The organism is Mycobacterium colombiense (assembly GCF_001953985.1).
In the GTDB taxonomy this organism is placed as follows: Bacteria; Actinomycetota; Actinomycetes; order Mycobacteriales; family Mycobacteriaceae; genus Mycobacterium; species Mycobacterium colombiense_B.
The window spans coordinates 15,134-32,596 of sequence record NZ_MBEI01000084.1; the positions used below are offsets into that span (position 1 = coordinate 15,134).

16 protein-coding genes and 1 pseudogene are annotated in these 17,463 nt (G+C 69.1%); 8 read left to right on the plus strand and 9 right to left on the minus strand.

Annotated elements, in window-relative coordinates:
- Positions 1-71: 71 nt before the first annotated feature.
- Together A5732_RS26530 and A5732_RS26535 are read right to left on the minus strand one after the other, a co-directional pair.
- Positions 72-1,325 carry an MFS transporter gene (locus A5732_RS26530; protein ID WP_064950848.1) on the minus strand — a complete coding sequence of 418 codons (1,254 nt, stop codon included), beginning with the start codon at positions 1,323-1,325 and terminating at the stop codon, positions 72-74.
- Between the two features lie 134 nt (positions 1,326-1,459).
- The gene (locus A5732_RS26535; RefSeq protein ID WP_064877634.1) at positions 1,460-1,750 is read right to left on the minus strand and encodes a metal-sensitive transcriptional regulator; all 291 of its coding nucleotides are present in this window, start codon (positions 1,748-1,750) and stop codon (positions 1,460-1,462) included.
- Positions 1,751-1,867: 117 nt separating this feature from the next.
- On the opposite strand from A5732_RS26535, the gene ilvD reads away from it, so the two are divergent.
- The gene (ilvD, locus tag A5732_RS26540) at positions 1,868-3,580 is read left to right on the plus strand and encodes a dihydroxy-acid dehydratase (protein WP_076103885.1); all 1,713 of its coding nucleotides are present in this window, start codon (positions 1,868-1,870) and stop codon (positions 3,578-3,580) included.
- A 66-nt stretch (positions 3,581-3,646) separates the two neighbouring features.
- Here the strand turns inward: ilvD and A5732_RS26545 are convergent, their stop codons facing one another.
- Complete coding sequence (locus A5732_RS26545) at positions 3,647-4,087, minus strand: SPW repeat protein (protein ID WP_076103888.1); 441 nt, start codon at positions 4,085-4,087, stop codon at positions 3,647-3,649.
- 162 nt (positions 4,088-4,249) lie between these two features.
- Between A5732_RS26545 and A5732_RS26550 the strand changes: the two genes are divergently transcribed.
- Complete coding sequence (locus A5732_RS26550; RefSeq protein WP_076103891.1) at positions 4,250-5,233, plus strand: nitronate monooxygenase; 984 nt, start codon at positions 4,250-4,252, stop codon at positions 5,231-5,233.
- Between the two features lie 3 nt (positions 5,234-5,236).
- Here A5732_RS26550 and A5732_RS26555 read toward each other — a convergent pair whose 3' ends face one another.
- Entirely contained in the window at positions 5,237-5,890 is a 654-nt protein-coding gene (locus A5732_RS26555; protein ID WP_076103893.1) for an O-methyltransferase, read from the minus strand.
- Between the two features lie 155 nt (positions 5,891-6,045).
- Here A5732_RS26555 and mymT point away from each other — a divergent pair, with 155 nt between their 5' ends.
- Positions 6,046-6,192: a metallothionein MymT gene (gene mymT, locus A5732_RS26560; protein ID WP_075233985.1), complete on the plus strand. Its 147-nt coding sequence runs from the start codon at positions 6,046-6,048 to the stop codon at positions 6,190-6,192.
- 43 nt (positions 6,193-6,235) lie between these two features.
- Here mymT and A5732_RS26565 read toward each other — a convergent pair whose 3' ends face one another.
- The 4 genes from A5732_RS26565 to A5732_RS26580 all read right to left on the minus strand — a co-directional run bounded on the left by A5732_RS26565 (position 6,236) and on the right by A5732_RS26580 (position 10,475).
- Complete coding sequence (locus A5732_RS26565; protein ID WP_076103924.1) at positions 6,236-8,311, minus strand: beta-glucosidase; 2,076 nt, start codon at positions 8,309-8,311, stop codon at positions 6,236-6,238.
- A gap of 44 nt (positions 8,312-8,355) precedes the next feature.
- Entirely contained in the window at positions 8,356-8,868 is a 513-nt protein-coding gene (locus A5732_RS26570; protein WP_076103896.1) for a TIGR04338 family metallohydrolase, read from the minus strand.
- Positions 8,865-9,614, minus strand: a complete 750-nt coding sequence (locus A5732_RS26575; RefSeq protein ID WP_076056169.1) for a DUF2786 domain-containing protein — start codon at positions 9,612-9,614, stop codon at positions 8,865-8,867. The genes A5732_RS26570 and A5732_RS26575 overlap by 4 nt, the downstream gene beginning before the upstream one ends.
- A 66-nt stretch (positions 9,615-9,680) precedes the next feature.
- Positions 9,681-10,475, minus strand: coding sequence for an alpha/beta hydrolase (locus A5732_RS26580; RefSeq protein WP_253189125.1), 795 nt, complete (start codon positions 10,473-10,475; stop codon positions 9,681-9,683).
- Between A5732_RS26580 and A5732_RS26585 the strand changes: the two are divergent.
- Positions 10,468-11,602 (plus strand): annotated as a pseudogene (locus tag A5732_RS26585) (sigma-70 family RNA polymerase sigma factor). The gene A5732_RS26580 and the pseudogene A5732_RS26585 overlap by 8 nt on opposite strands.
- Positions 11,603-11,615: 13 nt before the next feature.
- Positions 11,616-13,025, plus strand: a complete 1,410-nt coding sequence (locus A5732_RS26590; protein ID WP_076056175.1) for an alpha/beta hydrolase domain-containing protein — start codon at positions 11,616-11,618, stop codon at positions 13,023-13,025.
- A gap of 52 nt (positions 13,026-13,077) precedes the next feature.
- Here the strand turns inward: A5732_RS26590 and A5732_RS26595 are convergent, their stop codons facing one another.
- Complete coding sequence (locus tag A5732_RS26595) at positions 13,078-14,211, minus strand: NAD(P)H-dependent amine dehydrogenase family protein (RefSeq protein ID WP_076103902.1); 1,134 nt, start codon at positions 14,209-14,211, stop codon at positions 13,078-13,080.
- Between the two features lie 74 nt (positions 14,212-14,285).
- Here A5732_RS26595 and A5732_RS26600 point away from each other — a divergent pair, with 74 nt between their 5' ends.
- From A5732_RS26600 to A5732_RS26610, 3 genes are read left to right on the plus strand one after another with little or no spacing between them, the layout of a single operon-like run.
- On the plus strand, positions 14,286-15,164 hold the full coding sequence (locus A5732_RS26600) for a helix-turn-helix domain-containing protein (protein ID WP_076103905.1): 879 nt from the start codon (positions 14,286-14,288) through the stop codon (positions 15,162-15,164).
- Positions 15,165-15,189: 25 nt separating this feature from the next.
- Positions 15,190-15,915, plus strand: coding sequence for a pirin family protein (locus tag A5732_RS26605; protein ID WP_076103908.1), 726 nt, complete (start codon positions 15,190-15,192; stop codon positions 15,913-15,915).
- 57 nt (positions 15,916-15,972) lie between these two features.
- Positions 15,973-17,442 (plus strand): YhgE/Pip domain-containing protein, encoded by a 1,470-nt coding sequence (locus tag A5732_RS26610; RefSeq protein ID WP_076103912.1) that lies wholly within the window; start codon positions 15,973-15,975, stop codon positions 17,440-17,442.
- Positions 17,443-17,463: the final 21 nt, after the last annotated feature.

The following is a 17,463-nucleotide window of genomic DNA, read 5'->3' on the forward strand; positions in this document are numbered from 1 at the left end:
ACACAGTGTCGCATAAGGGCCGCGCCAGCTACCGTCACCGCCCGTTACCCGCGCCCCGGAAAGGGCGCCGATTACAGGGCTGAACTGGGCGGATATGAATCGGGTGAGCTTGTCGGGGCAACCTCCAGCATCCGCCGGTTGGCCACGATGCCGATGAGCGCGACGGCCATCAAGGCCGCCGAAGCGGTAAGCATCATCGTGACGCTGCGCTCATAGAAGAGGCCGCCGGCCAGCGAGCCGGCCATGATGCCGACCTGGAAGGCGGTCACGTAAAGCCCCGACGCCCCGTCCGGGTCGTCGGCCCCGTTGCGCATCGCGGCGGATTGCATCATCGGGGAGACCGCGGTGGCCATCGCCCCCCACAGCACGATGGCGGCGGTCCCGATCAGTGCGGTGGCCACGCCCGTCCTACCACCCAACGCCAGCCCGGTCAGCACGATGAAGGCCGACGTCAGGCCCGTGATGCACAGGATGATGGCGCCCTTGGGCCGGTGGTCCAGCGGCCGCGCCACCAGCGGCAACGACAGCAGGCCGGCCAGCCCGTAGGCGGCCAGCACGAAGGCGAGGTTCGGCCCGCGCACGCCGAGGACGTTGCGGATCAGCTCGACGATGTAGGTGTAGGAGACGAAGTGGCCGGTGACCGCGATCATCGCCAGCACGCTCACCAGGATCAGCCGCGGGTTGCGGTGGTGTCGCGACCTCGGACCCACGTGGGCGAGCTGGTCCTCGGTGAGGACCATCTCCGGCAACATCACCCGGGCGGCGAGGGTGACCGCGGCGGCCGCGACGGTGACGCACACGACCGCCAGGCGCCAGCCCCACATCAGGCTCAGCGCCGCGGTCAGCGGGCTCCCCACCACCAGCGCGAGGCTGGTGCCGACGTAGATCGACATGGTGGCGCGCCCGGCATGGGTCGGCGGCACCAGCCGGGTCGCGATCGGCGCGATGACCGCCCACAGCAGGCCGTGGGTGACCGCACAGAGCACCCGCCCGGCGGCCAGCACCGCGAAATTGGGCGCCAGCGCCGAGATGACCTGCGAGGCGGTCAGGCAGGTCAGGCTGAGCATGAGCGCGCGGCGCCGCGGCCAATGCGCGGTCCAGCGCACCAGCGGAAACGTCGTCAGGGCCGCCACAAAGGCGTACCAGGTCAACAGCGTCCCCACCGCAAACAGGCTGACGTGCAGGTCGCGAGCGATGGCCGGCAGCGCACCGACCGGCAGAAGCTCGGCGGTGACGTAGGTGAAGGCCGCGGCGGCCAGCACAGCCAACTGAGCTGCGATCCGTGGGGTCCACGTTCGCGCGGCGGCATTGGTTTCGGCAGTCATGGCGTCTGTATCGGCCGGACTACCCACTTCCTGGGTTGTCGCGCCTAATGCGATCACACTGCCTTACCGTACGGACCGCAACTACCCCTCCCCCTGAATCAGGGCCGGGAAACAGGTCTCAACTACGTCACCGATCAGGAACGAACCAGGCGTGCGATCGCGGCGGAGGCTTCGGCGAGCTTCTCGTCGGCATCGTCGCCACCCTCGGCGACCGCGCGGGTGACGCAGTGGCTCAGGTGCTCGTCGAGCAGATTCAGGGCGACCGACCGCAGCGCGCTGTTGACGGCGCTGACCTGGGTGAGGACGTCGATGCAGTACTTGTCCTCCTCGATCATCCGGGCGATGCCCCGCACCTGGCCCTCGATGCGCCGCAGCCGCTTGGCGTAGTTGTCCTTCTGCTGCGAGTACCCGTGGTCGTTCGTCATCTGTCTCCCCTGCCAATCGCCCGCTCTGCGGCGGCATCACGCCGGACTCCAGCTTATACCCCGTCGGGGTATCACCCCGGAAATGGGCATCGCGACTGGCCAGCGCATACTTGAACGATGCCCACCACCAATTCGGCCGCCACCGCCGACATCAAGCCGCGTAGTCGTGACGTCACCGACGGCCTGGAGAAGGCCGCCGCCCGGGGCATGCTGCGGGCCGTAGGCATGGGAGACGAGGACTTCGCCAAGCCACAGATCGGCGTCGCGTCGTCGTGGAACGAGATCACCCCGTGCAACCTGTCGCTGGACCGCCTCGCCAAGGCGGTCAAGGAGGGCGTGTTCTCGGCCGGCGGTTACCCGCTGGAGTTCGGCACCATCTCGGTGTCCGACGGCATCTCGATGGGCCACGAGGGGATGCACTTCTCGCTGGTGTCGCGCGAGGTGATCGCCGACAGCGTCGAGACGGTGATGCAGGCCGAGCGCCTGGACGGCTCGGTGCTGCTGGCCGGCTGCGACAAGTCGCTGCCCGGGATGCTGATGGCCGCCGCCCGGCTGGACCTGGCCTCGGTGTTCCTCTATGCGGGCTCGATCCTGCCCGGGGTCGCCAAGCTGTCCGACGGCAGCGAGCACGAGGTCACCATCATCGACGCGTTCGAGGCGGTGGGCGCCTGCGCCCGGGGCCTGATGCCCCGCGAGGACGTCGACGCCATCGAGCGCGCGATCTGTCCCGGTGAGGGCGCGTGCGGCGGCATGTACACGGCCAACACGATGGCCAGCGCCGCCGAGGCGCTCGGAATGTCGTTGCCGGGCAGCGCGGCGCCGCCGGCGACCGACCGCCGCCGCGACGGATTCGCGCGGCGCAGCGGGGCGGCCGTCGTCGAACTGCTGCGGCGCGGCATCACGGCCCGCGACATCCTCACCAAGGAGGCGTTCGAGAACGCGATCGCGGTGGTGATGGCGTTCGGCGGCTCGACCAACGCGGTGCTGCACCTGCTGGCCATCGCCCACGAGGCCGGCGTCGCGCTGTCGCTCGACGATTTCAGCCGGATCGGTTCGAAGGTCCCGCACCTGGCCGACGTCAAGCCGTTCGGCCGCCACGTCATGTCCCACGTCGACCACATCGGCGGCGTGCCGGTGGTGATGAAGGCGCTGCTGGATGCCGGGCTGCTGCGCGGCGACTGCTTGACGGTGACCGGTGCGACGGTGGCCGAGAACCTGGCCGAGATCGCCCCGCCCGACCCGGACGGCAAGGTGCTGCGCGCGCTGAGCAATCCCATTCACCCGACGGGCGGGATCACCATCCTGCGCGGATCGCTGGCGCCCGAGGGTGCGGTGGTCAAGTCGGCGGGATTCGACTCCGACGTGTTCGAGGGCACCGCAAGGGTTTTCGACGGCGAGCGGGCCGCGCTGGACGCGCTGGAAGACGGCACCATCACCAAGGGCGACGCCGTGGTGATCCGCTACGAAGGCCCCAAGGGCGGTCCCGGCATGCGCGAAATGCTGGCCATCACCGGCGCCATCAAGGGAGCCGGTCTGGGCAAAGACGTGCTGCTGCTGACCGACGGCCGCTTCTCCGGGGGGACGACCGGCCTGTGCGTCGGCCACATCGCGCCCGAGGCGGTCGACGCCGGACCGATCGCGTTCCTGCGCGACGGCGACCGCATCCGCCTGGACGTGGCCAACCACGTGCTCGACGTGCTGACCGATCCGGCCGAATTCGAGGCGCGGCGAAAGGATTTCACCCCGCCGGAGCCGCGCTACAAGACCGGCGTGCTGGCCAAGTACGTGAAGCTGGTCAGCTCGGCCGCCATCGGCGCGGTCTGCGGCTGATCGCCGTCCCGGGCCTGATTGGGTCCGGGGCGGGCGAACTGCCTTGCGGCCTAATTGAATTCGCGATCAGGCGTGCGTGTCCGTCGTGCGCGTGCGCATGCCGAGGTAGGTCGCGTTGAAGCCCAGGAACGCCAACAACGCACCGGCGACGACATTCGACCAGGTCATGCCGGCGGTCATCACGACGCCCGGCAGGATCCACGTCGAGACGATGACCCACAGGCCCAGCACCGGCAGTGTCCAGGTCATGCCGTGCGCGCGGTCCAGCGTCGTTGCGAACCCGTAGGCCAGGAACGCCGCCGCGATCCCGCCGATCAGGTCGGACGTGGCAAGCGATGCCGTGGCACTGAATCCGACGATCCACGGCGACGCGGCCACGTACAGGCCCGTCAGCAGGGCCAGCCCGAACGTGACGTGCGCGCTCATCGACTCGGCCACGCGCTCGTAACGCGCACGCAGAGCCAACAAATCGGGGTGGTGATCGATTGATGAATGGACTGTACTCATTTTGTGACCTTTCTGTTATGCGGCAAGCCTTTTGAGCGTGGCCGCACCCATCCATCTGACGTCAAGATTACGCCCGCACGCCGTTGGCCAGCAACGAAAATCGTTGCCCCGGCAGGGCCGCACGACGTGGCGGGATGGACAACGCGGGTAGCGTCTTAGGTCATGGATATCGCGGACCGACTGCGGCTCGACGTACCGGTCGGGCAGGCCGGCATGGGCGGCGGACTCGCGGGCGCTGCGCTGGCCGGCGCCGTCGCCCGGGCGGGCGGACTGGGCACGCTGGGCATCGACACGCCCCACCGGCTACGAACGTCGATCGAGCGGGTTCGCGCGCAGGCGCCGGGCCGCGCGGTCGCGGTAAACCTGTTGATGCCCTTCGTTCATCGCCGGCACATCGAGGTCTGCGTCGACGCGCCGGTGGACGTCGTGGTGGTGGCGTTCGGCGAAAAGCGGGGCCTCGTCGAGCACCTGCGCGCTGCGGGGATCTTCGTCTTCGTGATGGTGGGCACCGACGCGCAGGCGCGCGCCGCGATCGCCGGCGGCGCCGACGGTTTGATCGCTCAGGGACGCGAGGCCGGCGGACATCTGGTGGGAACCGTGGCGGCGCTGGACTTTTTACCGCGCGCCCTCGCCGCGGCCGCCGGGCGTCCGGTGTTCCTGGCCGGCGGCATCGCCACCGGCGCCGACACGCGCGCCGCGCTGGACGCCGGCGCCAGCGGTGTCATCGCAGGCACACGATTCCTGTTAACCCATGAGGCTAACGCCAACCGGGCGTATCAGCAGCGAATCCTGATGGCGGACAAGACAATCGAAACCAACCTGTTCGGCCTGAGCTGGCCGCTGCGCCACCGCGTCGTGCCCAACGCGGCCACCCGCCGGTGGTGCGACCAAAACGGTAAGGCCAAGGCGCTGCCCGCCGCCCTGAACGCGGCCAGTCGCCCGCTGTCGGCGCTGGGTTATTTCGACGCGGGACCGCTGATGCGTCTGCAGTCGCCCGCCCTCCCGTTCTTCACACCGCTGGCGCCGGTGGCCGGCGTGCCCGACTCCTGGTTGGACAGCGCAGCACTGTACGCGGGCGAAACCGCTTTGCGGATCCGCGAACTCACCTCCGCCGAGCAGGCCGTCGCCGACCTCGCCGCCCGCTGACGCCTACCGCACCAACGCGAACGCGAAGCCGTCCCAACGCTTGGCGCCCACCGTCTGAAGCACCGCGGTGTCCAGCCGCGGGTGCTCGCCCATCGCCTGCAGCGTCTGGCGCACCGCCCGCGCCTGGGCGTTGGAATCCGGATCGAGGATCTGCCCCTGCCGAATCACGTTGTCCGCCACGATGACCGCGCCGGGGCGGGCCAGGCGCACCGCCCACTCCAGGTAAGCGGGGTAGTTCTCCTTATCGGCGTCGATGAAGACCAGATCGAACGGACCGGTCACCGTCGGCAGCGTGTCCAGTGCGGCTCCGACGATCACCTCCACCCGATCGGCGAGGCCGGCCCGCTCCAGGTTGGCCCGCGCCACCTCGGCGTGCTTGGGCTCGTATTCCAGCGTCACGACTCGTCCTTGCGGACCGGCGCCGCGCGCCAGCCAGATGGTGCTGAAACCGCCCAGCGTGCCGAGCTCGAGGATGCTTTGCGCACCGATGGCACCGGCGAGCAGGCTCAAGAACTTTCCCTGCTGCACCGACACCGCGATCGACGGCAATCCGGCCGCGTCGCTGGCCTCGAGGGCCGCGCTCAACGACGGGTCGCCGTCCACCACTGTGCGGTCCAAGAATGCGTCGACGTCTTTGGGGGTTGGGTTCTCGGTCATGGCGCCCACGCTAGCCGCGCCCGCCGGCGTTGGCGCGGAGCGCCGGGGTCTCGAACCGGTCGCGGTCGTTTACTGCATACCCATGGGGGGTATATAGTGGGGGTGCGGTCGACCCGCACCGCAAGAATCACCACAACAGGAAAAGGGTGAGTTAAATGGCAACTTACGAGGCCGGTACCGAACTGACGTGCGGTCACGAAGGCTGCGGCTGTCGCGTCCGCATCGAGGTCCCCTGCCACTGCTCGGGTTCCGGTGAGCCGTACCGCTGCACGTGCGGCGACGAGCTGACCCCCGTCAAGTAACCCGCCGGGCCGGTCGTGCGTTCGGGCGTACGCCCGGAGTGGCTTATCGCCCGAACGTACGACCGGTCAGCTCGACTGCGGCTTGCAGCCGCATCGCGATCGCCGACGTGCCCACCGCGGCCGTATAGGCACCCGGGCGGATCCGCCAACTCTTGGCGCTGCCGTCGTAGCGGGCGAGCAGTCGCGGATCCGCCTCGACGGTCACCCGGCGAGTCTCACCCGCCGCGAGATCCACCCGCTCGAATCCCAGCAGCCGCAAACAGGGTTCACCGGCGGCTGCCGTCAGGTACAGCTGCGGTATGTCGGCCCCGGCGCGGTCGCCGACGTTGACGACGCTGAAACTGGCGCTGATGGTTTCTCCGCCGCTCACCACCAGGTCGTGGTAGTCAAACCTGGTGTAGGACAACCCATGACCGAAGGCGAACGTCGGTTCATGGCCACGGCGGGCGAACCAGCGGTAGCCGACGTCAGCGCCCTCGGCGTAGTCGATCGTGGTGGGTGTTCCCCATGATTCCCCGGCGGCCGGCAGCTGCGGGCGCGGCGTCTGGGCGAGATCGACCGGAAAGGTGATCGGCAGCCGGCCCGAGGGATTCACCGTCCCGGTGAGGATCTCCGCGACGGCCCGACCGCCGTCCTGGCCCGGAAACCACGCCTGCACAACAGCATTGACCGCGTCGCGCCACGGCATCGATGACGGATTGCCGGTCTGCAGCACCACCACGGTGTCGGGGTTGGCGGCCGCGACCGCCGCGATCAGCTCGTCCTGGCCCCACGGCAGCGAGAGGTCGCCGATGTCGAAACCCTCGCCCTCCGCACGGACCGCGAACACGATCGCGATGTCGGCCGTGCGCGCCGCCCGCACCGCCTCGGCCGGGCTGACGCCGGGATCGAACTCGATCCGGGCCTGCGGGAGTAGTTTTCGCAACTCCTCCAGCGGACTCGACGGCAGCAGGTACAGATTGCGCATCCCGGCCTCCAGGCCCGAGCCGCCGATCGGCACTACGCCCGCGTATCCGCCCGGCGGGACGACGGCGCTCGAACCGTAGCCGGCTGGCACACCCACGTGCGCGTGCCCGCCGATGACCGCGATGCGTGCGCTCGACCCGGGCGCCAACGGCAACAGCCCCCGGTTGGTCAGCAACACCGTGCCCTGCCGCGCTATCTCCAGCGCAATCTCGTTGTGCGAGGCGAGGTCCGGTTCGGGTGCCGCGCCGCCGCTGTCCACGCCGACGGCGAACATGGATCGCAGGATCCGGCGAACCATGTCCGACAGGCGCTCCGAAGTCAGCCTGCCGTCGGCGTACGCGTCGCGCAGCGGCGCGCCGAAGGACTCGGCCTGCCACAGCAGCGCGTCGACCTGGGCCCCGCACTCCTGATCGAGGCCGGCCAGGGCGCACTGCCAGCTCGGCGTCGCGCCCCAATCCGACATCACCCAGCCGCGGTACCCCCAGGCGCCTTTCAGCACGTCGTTGATCAGGACGGCGTTCGCGGCGGCGTAGTCGCCGTTGATCTTGTTGTAGGCGGTCATCACGGCGCCGGGCTGCGAGCGCTCGATCGCCAATTCGAAGGCCAGCAGGTCGGATTCGCGGTGCGCGTCGGGATCGATGACCGCGTCCAGGAAGTGCCTATTGGTTTCGTTGCAGTTCAGCGAGTAGTGCTTGACCGTCGAGATGACGCCCTGGCGTTGGATGCCGTCGACCGACGCGGCGGCCATCGTGGCAGTTAACAGCGGGTCCTCGGACAGGTATTCGAAATTGCGGCCGTTGCGCGGGTCGCGGGCCAGGTTCATCGCGCCGGCGAGTTGCACGTTGAACCCGCGGCTGCGGGCCTCGCGGCCGATCACCTCACCCGCGGCCCGCGCCAGCGGCGGATTGAAGCTGGCGGCCAGCGCCAGACCGGCGGGCAGCGCGGTGGCCGTATCGCCAACGCGGAACCCGGGATTGGTGACGCCCAGCCCGGCGTCGCTCATCAGCAACGCGGGCACACCGAGACGGGGTACCCCCGGCACGTATCCCGCACTCATCGGCGCGTCGGCGGGGATGCGCTCGTCACGCACCGGCCACATATCGCCGGCCCCCATCACCGAGACCAGCAGCGCGAACCGCTCGTCGTCGGTCATCTGGGCTTCGACCTCACGCGCCCGAGCGTCGGGGTCGGCGGGGTTCACCGGACGCCCTCTTTGGCGTAGACCACACGCAGCACGTGCCCCAGTTCCGGTCCCATCACCAGCTCCGTCAGCTCACAGATCGTCGCAACGAACTCGGGGCCGTGCGGCGGCTCGGCCTGGCACAAATGATGCGCGACTTCGTGGAGCATAACCAGCTCGCGCAGCGCCCAGTCGGCGGTGTCCCGATCGGGAACCGCGATAACGCCCGTGCCGTTGTGGTTTTCGTAGTGGGCGGCGCTGGCGGCGCGCCGTCCCCGCACCCGCAGCGGCGACACATCCGGCCAGCGTTGCCGCACCGCCGGGAGCGCCAGCACGTCGTCCACGTAGCGCTGCGCGGAGGCCACCGATCCGAATCGGCCCTCGGGCGGCAGCGTCAGCTGGGTGCCGAAGAACTCCACCACCTGCGAGCCGTGCTGGGCGGCACGGTCGAACAGCGTCCGGACGAACTCCTCGGCCGCATACACCTTGGAGCGTTGTGAATCCCGGCGTGGGGAGTTCCCCGCGGTCACCCGCTCAGCGCGCTCCGCGCCCCGGGGAGCTCGGGGCTGTTGCCCAGCCGCGCCCGCTTGCCGGCCCGGTCGCCGGCGCGCCGCGCCGCCGACGAATATCCGGCCGACGCCCGGCTGGCCTGCCAGGTGCCGCGCGCCTTCGACGCACCGCGGTAATAGTCCACCAGCTCGATCTCCTTGTCCCGCAACGCGATAGCGGTGCCCGGCGATCGGCGGCGATCTTTGGTGGCCTCCTGCCGCGCCTGGTCGCGGGCCTCGGTCAGCCGCTGGCCGACGCGCGCACCGAACGCCAGCTGAAAGTTGAGCCGCGCGGTGATCGTCGGCGTGGGACGATGCGCGCCGGAGGCGAGGTAGGCGTCCGACGCGCGAACCATCTGGACGACCAGGCTGGCGTACAAGGCGTGGCTGGCGTCGATGTCCTCGACGAACCCGTAGGCGTACACGAACGTCGAATTCGAGGCCACGTCGCAGCGCACGTCGTTGGCTGCGGCGATCAGCACGAACAGCTGCACGTACGTGCGCAACCCCTTGGCGCCCGCCGCCCCGATGGTGATGGTGCGCTGCGTCGGCGTCTGCGCCGCCGATCGTTGGGCCGAGTGCGACCGCGCCACCGCGAGGTCGATGGACGCGGCCGTCGCGAGCCGCTGCGCGGCGGACATGAAAGCGTCGGCTTCGTGGGCGTTGTCGGTGCCCTCGGCCTGGCGCAGCAGTGCGGCGATGCGCGCCAGCATCTTGTCGTCACTCACGGCGACGCTCCTCCCCATCGCTTGGCTCTGTCGCCAAAGTACGGGAGCCGCCCGACACGCCCCGCCTCACAGCCGAGCGGTGATCCAGGAGACCACGTCGTCGAGCACCTGCTCGCGCTCGGGCTCATTGAAAACCTCGTGATAGAGCCCCGGATAGACCTTCAACTCAACGTCGGTGGACCCGACACACTCGACCAGGCGACGGCTGCCCGCGACGGAGATCAGCCGGTCCTGCTCGCCGTGCACCACCAGCAGCGGCGCCGTCAGCGCCGGCGCCCGCTGCGGCATGGTCTCGCCGACCTGCAGCAACGCGCGACCGATGCCGGCCGGGACCTTGCCGTGGTACACCAACGGATCGTCTTTGTAGGCGGCCACCACCGCGGGGTCCCGGGAGATGGCGTCGACATCGAGTTCTTGCGCCGGCAGCCCGGGCACGACGGCACCGAGCACCTTGGCGGCCACCGCCAGCAGCGGCGACACCTGATCCTGGGCCGCCACCGCGGGCCCCGACAGCACCATCAGGTCGTAATTGTCCGGGCGTTCGACGCCGTAGGCGAAGACGATGCCGCCGCCCATGCTGTGCCCCAGCACGATGCACTTGAGGCCGTGGTGTTCCCGGGTGGCGATGCCGACCAGCGTGTCGAAGTCGGCGGTGTACTCGTGGATGTCACGCACCAGCACCCGCTTGCCGCCGGAGCGGCCGTGCCCGCGATGGTCCAGCGCATACGTGACCAGGCCCGCCTCGCCGAAGCGCTCCGCGACGTGGTCGTAGCGGCGGGCGTGCTCCCCGAGACCGTGTGACAGCACCAGAACCGCCCGCGGTGCGGTGTCGGGCGTCCACACGTCGTAGACGATGCGCACACCGCCGAACCCGTCGAAACTGCGTTCGGTGCGGTTCACTGGGAGGTCCTAGTCATTACGGGCAGCGTAATAGCTGCTGATGCGGGACGTGTTGGCAGACACTGCGTAGGCTCATGCGAATGAGCCTTCTCGCGCAGAACTCTGAAGGTGACCCGGTGGCCGGTACGGATTTCTCGGCGCACGCCGAACCGTATCGGCGCGAACTGCTGGCCCACTGCTACCGGATGACCGGGTCCCTGCACGACGCGGAGGACCTGGTGCAGGAGACCCTGCTGCGGGCCTGGAAGGCGTACGACCGTTTCGAGGGCAAGTCCTCGATGCGGACCTGGCTGCATCGCATCGCCACCAACACCTGCCTGACGGCGCTGGAGGGGCGCCAGCGCAGGCCGTTGCCGGTGGGCCTGGGTGGTCCGAGCTCGGACCCGACCGCCGAGCTGATCGAGCGGCGCGAGGTGCCGTGGCTGGAACCGCTACCGGAGCTGACCGAGCATCCCGCCGACCCGTCGGTCGTCGTCGGGTCGCGGGAGTCGGTGCGATTGGCGTTCGTCGCTGCGCTGCAATACCTGCCGCCCCGGCAACGGGCGGTGCTGCTGCTGCGTGACGTGTTGGGATGGCGCTCCGCCGAGGTCGCCGACGCGGTCGGCACCACCACTACCGCCGTCAACAGCCTGCTGCAGCGGGCCCGCTCCCAGCTCGAGACCGCCGGACCCAGCTCCGAAGACCCACTGGTGCAGCCGGATTCGGCCGAGGCCCAGGATTTGCTGGCGCGCTACATCGCCGCGTTCGAAACCTACGACATCGATCGGCTGGTCGACCTGTTCACCGCCGAGGCGATCTGGGAGATGCCGCCCTACACCGGCTGGTATCAGGGCGCGGGCGCCATCGTCACCCTCATTCACCAGCAGTGCCCGGCGGAGGGCGCCGGCGACATGCGCATGCTGCCGCTGATCGCCAACGGCCAGCTCGCCGCGGCCATGTACATGCGCGACGGCGACGTGCACGTGCCCTTCCAGCTGCACGTGCTGGATGTGCGGGGCGGCAAGGTGTCCCACGTGGTGGCCTTCCTCGACGACAGCTTGTTCGCGAAGTTCGGGCTGCCCGGTTCGCTGTCCGCGGACACGAAATAAGAAGGTTTCCTGCATGACGAACACCACCCAGGTGACGCCCGTCCCCGGCAAGCCGGCGCTGCTGCTGAGCGCTTTCGACCTGGCCGATGTGGGCTACGTCGTCGAGGAGTTCTTCGTCTCCGGCACGGCCTGTTGCTACGCCCCGGTGAGCGAGCTTGGCCCCGATGGCCGTTGGGATGTAACCCCTTCGGGCTCGGCCGATTACACCACCCGCATCGTGGCGTTGACGCCGTCCGACCCGGCCCGGTTCAACGGGACGGTGCTCGTCGAATGGCTCAACGTCAGCGGTGGCATCGACGCCGCCGCGGTGTGGATGATGGCGCACCGCGAAATCCTGCGCTCCGGCTTCGCCTACGTCGCGGTGTCGGCCCAGCGGGTGGGCGTCGAGGGCGGCGAAAGCCTGCTCGGCGCGGACATGTCACTGAAAAGCCAAGACCCGCAACGGTATGCGGGCCTGCACCACCCGGGCGACGCGTTCTCCTACGACATCTTCTCCCGGGTCGGCGAGCTCATCAAAGGTGGCGAACACGGCGCGCTCCTGCGCGACCTGCCCGCGCAACGCGTCATCGCCCTGGGCGAATCCCAGTCCGCCATGTTCCTCACCACCTACATCAACGCCGTCGATCCGCTGGCCCCCCGCTACGACGGATTCCTGGTCCACTCCCGGTTCGGCCCGGCCGCGCCGCTGGACGGCAGCTCGATCTTCGAAGAATCCACTGCGGCGCAGGCGGTTACGTTCCGCCCGGAACTACGCGTCCCGTTGCTCGCGGTCATCACCGAGACCGACGTTTTCGGCGGACCGCGCGAGGGCTATTACTTCGCCAGGCAGCCCGACAACGACCGGCTGCGAGTCTGGGAGATCGCCGGCGCCGCCCACGCCGACAACTACACGATCCAGGTGGCGTTCATCGACAGCGGCTCGGCACCGCTCGAGGCCATCGTGGCCGGCTACGCGCCGACCAACACGCTGATGGGCCAGGAACTCGCGCACAACATCAACTTCGGCCCGCAGCACCACTACGTGGTGCAGGCGGCGCTTGCGGCGCTGGACGCCTGGGTCGCTACCGGCGAACCGGCGCCGGGCGCCGAGCCGCTCTTGGTCCGCGAAAGCTCGTCGCCACAACCCGTTCCGGACGGCAACGGCATCGCCCGGGGCGGCATCAGGACGCCATGGGTGGATGTGCCGGTCGCCAGGACGTCGGGCCTGGGCGGCGAAGAGAGCATCATGTCGGCCATCTTCGGCTCCGGAGAGCTGTTCGACGCCAACACGATTCAGCGGCTCTATCCCGGTGGCAGCACGCAGTACCTGGAAAACTTCACCGGTGCCCTCGACGTGACGATCGGCGCCGGGTTCATCCTGCCGGCCGACCGCGCCGAAATCCTGCAGCTGGCCGCCGCGACGTATCCCGGCGAACGGGCTTAGGACGATTGCCCGGCTCCTCACTCGCGCCGTTCCGGCGCTCGCCGTCGCCGGGCTAGAACAGTCGGCTGTCCGGCGGCGGCCCCGGCACCGAACGGACCAATCCGGCCCCGGTGACCATCGGAAGGTCCAGGGCCGACAGCAGACCGGGCGCGGCCGAGCACACCGCCGGGATGGCGTTCACCATCCGCGAGGCGCCCGCCATCCGGGCCCCCAGGTCGTGGTCGTGGCCTTCGGCCATCTCGAATTCGCACCGCATGCTCGGGGATCCCTCGATCTCCACGCGGTAGAGGCCCTGCCCGGAAGCCGGCCCGTAGCCGAGGTCCTTCGGCGGGATCGAGATGTGCGGCTGCGGCCAGTCGGGGGCGATGTCGTCGCGCATCCGCGTCACGTGGTCGAGCACGAAAGTCGGCTTCCCGTCGACATATCCGGTGAGCGTGGAGCGCATCGCGGCGATGGTTCCGGCGGCGATGTGGCCGGTGGGGGTGTCGAAGGACTCGGTGGCGGGAATCCGCTCGTTGCTCTCCTCGATGCTGTGGACCTTGACGCCCAATCCGGCGGCGAGCTGGTGCAGGACGGGTCCCCACCCGAAGGTGAACATGCCGGGCTGCGCCGCGAACGCCTGATATTCCGGCGGCTTGCCGAAGCCGAGAATCTCATACACCGCGGCGCGGTCCGGGTAGGTGGCGTAGTTGAACATCTCGGTTACCCGCACCGACTCGATCACCCGGGAAACGCCGGTAAGTAGCAGTGGCAGCACGTCATTGGCGAACCCGGAGTCGATGCCGGTCGTGAAGAACGACACACCACCGTCGAGCGCGGCCTGCCGCAGCGGGGCGGTGAAAGCCGGGTCAAGCCCGTCGGGGAAGACCAGCGGCACGACCGAGCAGGACACCACGTTCTTGCCGGACCGCAGAATCGAGATCATGTCGGCCGCGGCATCGAGCGGCCGTAGGTTGGCGGCGGCGGCGTACACCACCACGTCGGCGTCGCCGGCGCGCAGCGCCGCCGGATCCTGGGTGGCCACCACGCCGACCGGCGCGATGCCGCACAACTCCCCGGCGTCTCGGCCGGCCTTCGCGTCGCTGTGCACCACGACGTCGACCAGCTCAAGCTCCGGATGGTCGATCACCCCACGCAGGGCGATCACGCCCATGGATCCCGGCCCCCATACCCCCACCTTGAACACGGCTATCTCCTAATATTAGGACGCATATTCTTGCATTTCGGACGGATCGTAGGGAGGTGGCGGTGGATACGTCAATGGCCGAGCCACGAAGCGAATCGGGTGTCAAGTCACCGCCCACCGCGCGGGTGATGGACGTCCTTGCCGCCCTGGCGAATTCGAGTTCCGGCCTCACCTCGGCCGAGCTGGCCAAGAGCTGCGCGATCAGCACCTCGACCTGCGCCCTGGTGTTGGCCGAACTGGAGCAACGGGCCTGGGTGGCGCGCCGCGGCAATCGCCGTTATGTGCTGGGCAGCGGATTGTTCGGGCTGGTCCACGGGCTGCGCGAACAGTTCCCGCTGCTGGACCGCGGGCGCGACGCGCTGCGCTTCCTGCACGAGACGCTCGGCGCGGGCTGCTCGATGTCCAAGATCGGCGCACGGCATCTGACCACCGTCGACGCGGTCGGTCACGGCCCCGACGGCGAGCACGCCGTGGGGCAACACTTCCCCATCGACCCGCCGTTCGGCCTGGTCGCCATGGCCTGGCGCGACGACGACTTCGTCGAGGCGTGGTTGCGCCGCGTGACGCCCAGGCTCACGCGTGGCGAAATCGCCGAGCACCAGCGGGTACTGGCGAGTATCCGCGCCCGCGGCTACGGCGCCTGGCGGTTCGACGACACCCACCGCTCGCTGCACACCCGGCTGGCCGACGTGCTGGCCTCGCTGGAGCCGACGGCGCAGGTCACCCGCCAGCTCACCACGCTGATGACGATGGTGACCCTACAGTCGGTCACCGATGTCCTCGAAACCGAGTTATCCACAACGGAATTCGTTGTCTTGCCTATATTCGCACATGCCGGCCAGCCGGAGTACCAGATCGAGATTCACCTGGGCCACGCCACCGGGCTGACCCTGCCGGAACTCGACGCCGCGCTGCGGCACGCGCAGGGGCTGCTCGCCGCGGCGCTGCCCTGACGCGGCCGACGATTAGGCTGGGGTGATGCCCGCCACCACCGAGATCAGGGATGCGGCAACCCGGGCCGTCACCACCACCCCCTGGCTGACCTCCCGGCACTCTTTCTCCTTCGGCGACCACTACGACCCGGCCAACACCCACTTCGGGCTGCTGCTGGTGAACAACGACGACATCGTCTCGCCGGGAACAGGATTCGACACCCACCCACACCGGGACATGGAGATCGTGACCTGGGTGCTGCGCGGCGAACTGTCGCACCATGACTCGGCCGGCAATCGCGGGGTGATCTATCCCGGTCTGGCGCAACGCATGTCGGCCGGCAGCGGAATCCTGCACTCCGAGCGAAATGAGTCCCCCACTGAGCCGGTTCATTTCGTGCAGATGTGGGTGGTGCCCGACGAGGCCGGGGTGCAACCCAGCTACCAACAGCATGAGATCGACGACGAGCTGCTGGCGGGCAACCTTGTGACGATCGCCTCGGGGATGTCCGCGCACGACGCCGCGATCACCCTGCACAACCGCAACGCCGCGCTGCACGGAACCCGGCTGCCGGCCGGCGCCGCGGTGAGCCTTCCGCAAGCTCCCTACCTGCACCTTTTCGTGGCCCGGGGCCGGGTCAGCGTGGAAGGAATCGGCGCGGTGAACGAAGGCGACGCCGTGCGATTCACCGATGCGGACGGCCGGCGTGTGGCGGCGGACGAACCGTCGGAACTACTGATCTGGGAGATGCACGCGAAGCTCGGTGACTGAGGCCATGGAGGGCCGGGTCCGCAGCCCATAGAGTGGGCACGACAGACAGGAGTCGGCATGCCTTCCTCGCACCCTCAGCACGCGGCGCCCAACCCCAACCGGAACATCCAGGCGATCCGCACCGTGCGGTTCTGGGCGGCACCCCTGGTCATCACCGTGGCGCTGATGTCGGCGTTGTGCGCGCTCTATCTCGGCGGCATTCTGAACCCGACGACCAACCTGCGCCATTTTCCCGTCGCGGTGGTGAACGAGGACGCCGGGCCCGGGGGCGCACAGATCGTCGACCGGCTGGTCAATGGGTTGGACAAGAACAAGTTCGACGTCCGCGTGCTCTCCCGTAGCGAGGCCCGGCACCAGATGGACACCGGCCGGGTGTACGGCCAGGTGCTGATACCCCCGAGCTTCTCGTCGAAGCTGCGGGACCTGGCGACCAGCGCGGTGCTCCCGGCCCGCGCGGACCGGCCGTCGATCACCGTCTCCACCAATCCGCGGGCCGGCACCCTGGGCGCGAGCATCGCCGGCCAGACCCTCAACACGGCGATGGGGATCGCCAACGGCATAGCCGGGCAACGGGTTATGGCCGAGGTGGCCGCGCAAACCGGTGGCGCACCGCTCGCCGGCGCGGCCCAGGTGGGCCTGAGCGCCCCCATCGAAATTCAGTCGAACGTCTACAACCCGCTGCCCAACGGCACGGGTAATGGCCTGTCGGCCTTCTACTACGCGCTCTTGCTGCTGCTGGCCGGATTCACCGGCAGCATCGTGGTCAGCACGCTGGTGGACGCGTTGCTCGGTTATGTGCCGGCCGAATTCGGCCCGGTGTACCGGTTCGCCGAGCAGGTCAGGATCTCCAGATTTCAGACGCTGCTGTTGAAGTGGGCCATGATGGTGCTGCTCGGGTTGCTGACCTCGGCGGTGTATCTGGCGATCGCCGACGGGCTGGGCATGCCCATCGATCATGGCTGGCAGCTGTGGGCGTTCGGCGTCTTTGCGATCGCCGCCGTCGGCATCACGTCCAGTTCCCTGCTGTCGGTGCTGGGCACCGCCGGAATGCTGGTCAGCATGCTCATCTTCGTGATCCTCGGCCTGCCCTCGGCCGGCGCCACGGTGCCACTGGAGGCGACGCCGTCCTTTTTCCGCTGGCTGGCCGAATTCGAGCCGATGCACCAGGTCTTCCTCGGGACCCGGTCGCTGCTGTACTTCGGCGGCCATGGGGATGCCGGCCTGACGCCGGCGCTGACCATGACGACGATCGGTCTGGTCATCGGTTTGCTGCTCGGCGGCATTGTCACACACCTCTACGACCGCAAGGGTTTTCACCGGATTCCGGGTGCGGTCGAGCTGGCTATCGCCCAGGAGCACCAGGCGCAGCACCAAACCCGCCGCGGCAAGCGCGCGGGAGCGGCCGCCGCCCCGGCTGCCAACGCCGAGCCGGCCGCTCCGGAGTCGACCGCCGCGGGGCCGGCCGAGCCCGTCGCGGAGCCGGCCGAGCCCACCACCGAGCCCGAAAGTTCAAGCGAGCAAGCGTAATTCGCGCGTAGCCCTACCGTC

What these genes read in the sequence shown, in the direction of transcription:
- A5732_RS26530 (WP_064950848.1), bottom strand. Translation starts at nt 1,325, where the DNA reads ATGACTGCCGAAACCAATGCCGCCGCGCGAACGTGGACCCCACGGATC.
- A5732_RS26535 (WP_064877634.1), bottom strand. Translation starts at nt 1,750, where the DNA reads ATGACGAACGACCACGGGTACTCGCAGCAGAAGGACAACTACGCCAAG.
- ilvD (WP_076103885.1), top strand. Translation starts at nt 1,868, where the DNA reads ATGCCCACCACCAATTCGGCCGCCACCGCCGACATCAAGCCGCGTAGT.
- A5732_RS26545 (WP_076103888.1), bottom strand. Translation starts at nt 4,087, where the DNA reads ATGAGTACAGTCCATTCATCAATCGATCACCACCCCGATTTGTTGGCT.
- A5732_RS26550 (WP_076103891.1), top strand. Translation starts at nt 4,250, where the DNA reads ATGGATATCGCGGACCGACTGCGGCTCGACGTACCGGTCGGGCAGGCC.
- A5732_RS26555 (WP_076103893.1), bottom strand. Translation starts at nt 5,890, where the DNA reads ATGACCGAGAACCCAACCCCCAAAGACGTCGACGCATTCTTGGACCGC.
- mymT (WP_075233985.1), top strand. Translation starts at nt 6,046, where the DNA reads ATGGCAACTTACGAGGCCGGTACCGAACTGACGTGCGGTCACGAAGGC.
- A5732_RS26565 (WP_076103924.1), bottom strand. Translation starts at nt 8,311, where the DNA reads ATGACCGACGACGAGCGGTTCGCGCTGCTGGTCTCGGTGATGGGGGCC.
- A5732_RS26590 (WP_076056175.1), top strand. Translation starts at nt 11,616, where the DNA reads ATGACGAACACCACCCAGGTGACGCCCGTCCCCGGCAAGCCGGCGCTG.
- A5732_RS26600 (WP_076103905.1), top strand. Translation starts at nt 14,286, where the DNA reads ATGGCCGAGCCACGAAGCGAATCGGGTGTCAAGTCACCGCCCACCGCG.
- A5732_RS26605 (WP_076103908.1), top strand. Translation starts at nt 15,190, where the DNA reads ATGCCCGCCACCACCGAGATCAGGGATGCGGCAACCCGGGCCGTCACC.
- A5732_RS26610 (WP_076103912.1), top strand. Translation starts at nt 15,973, where the DNA reads ATGCCTTCCTCGCACCCTCAGCACGCGGCGCCCAACCCCAACCGGAAC.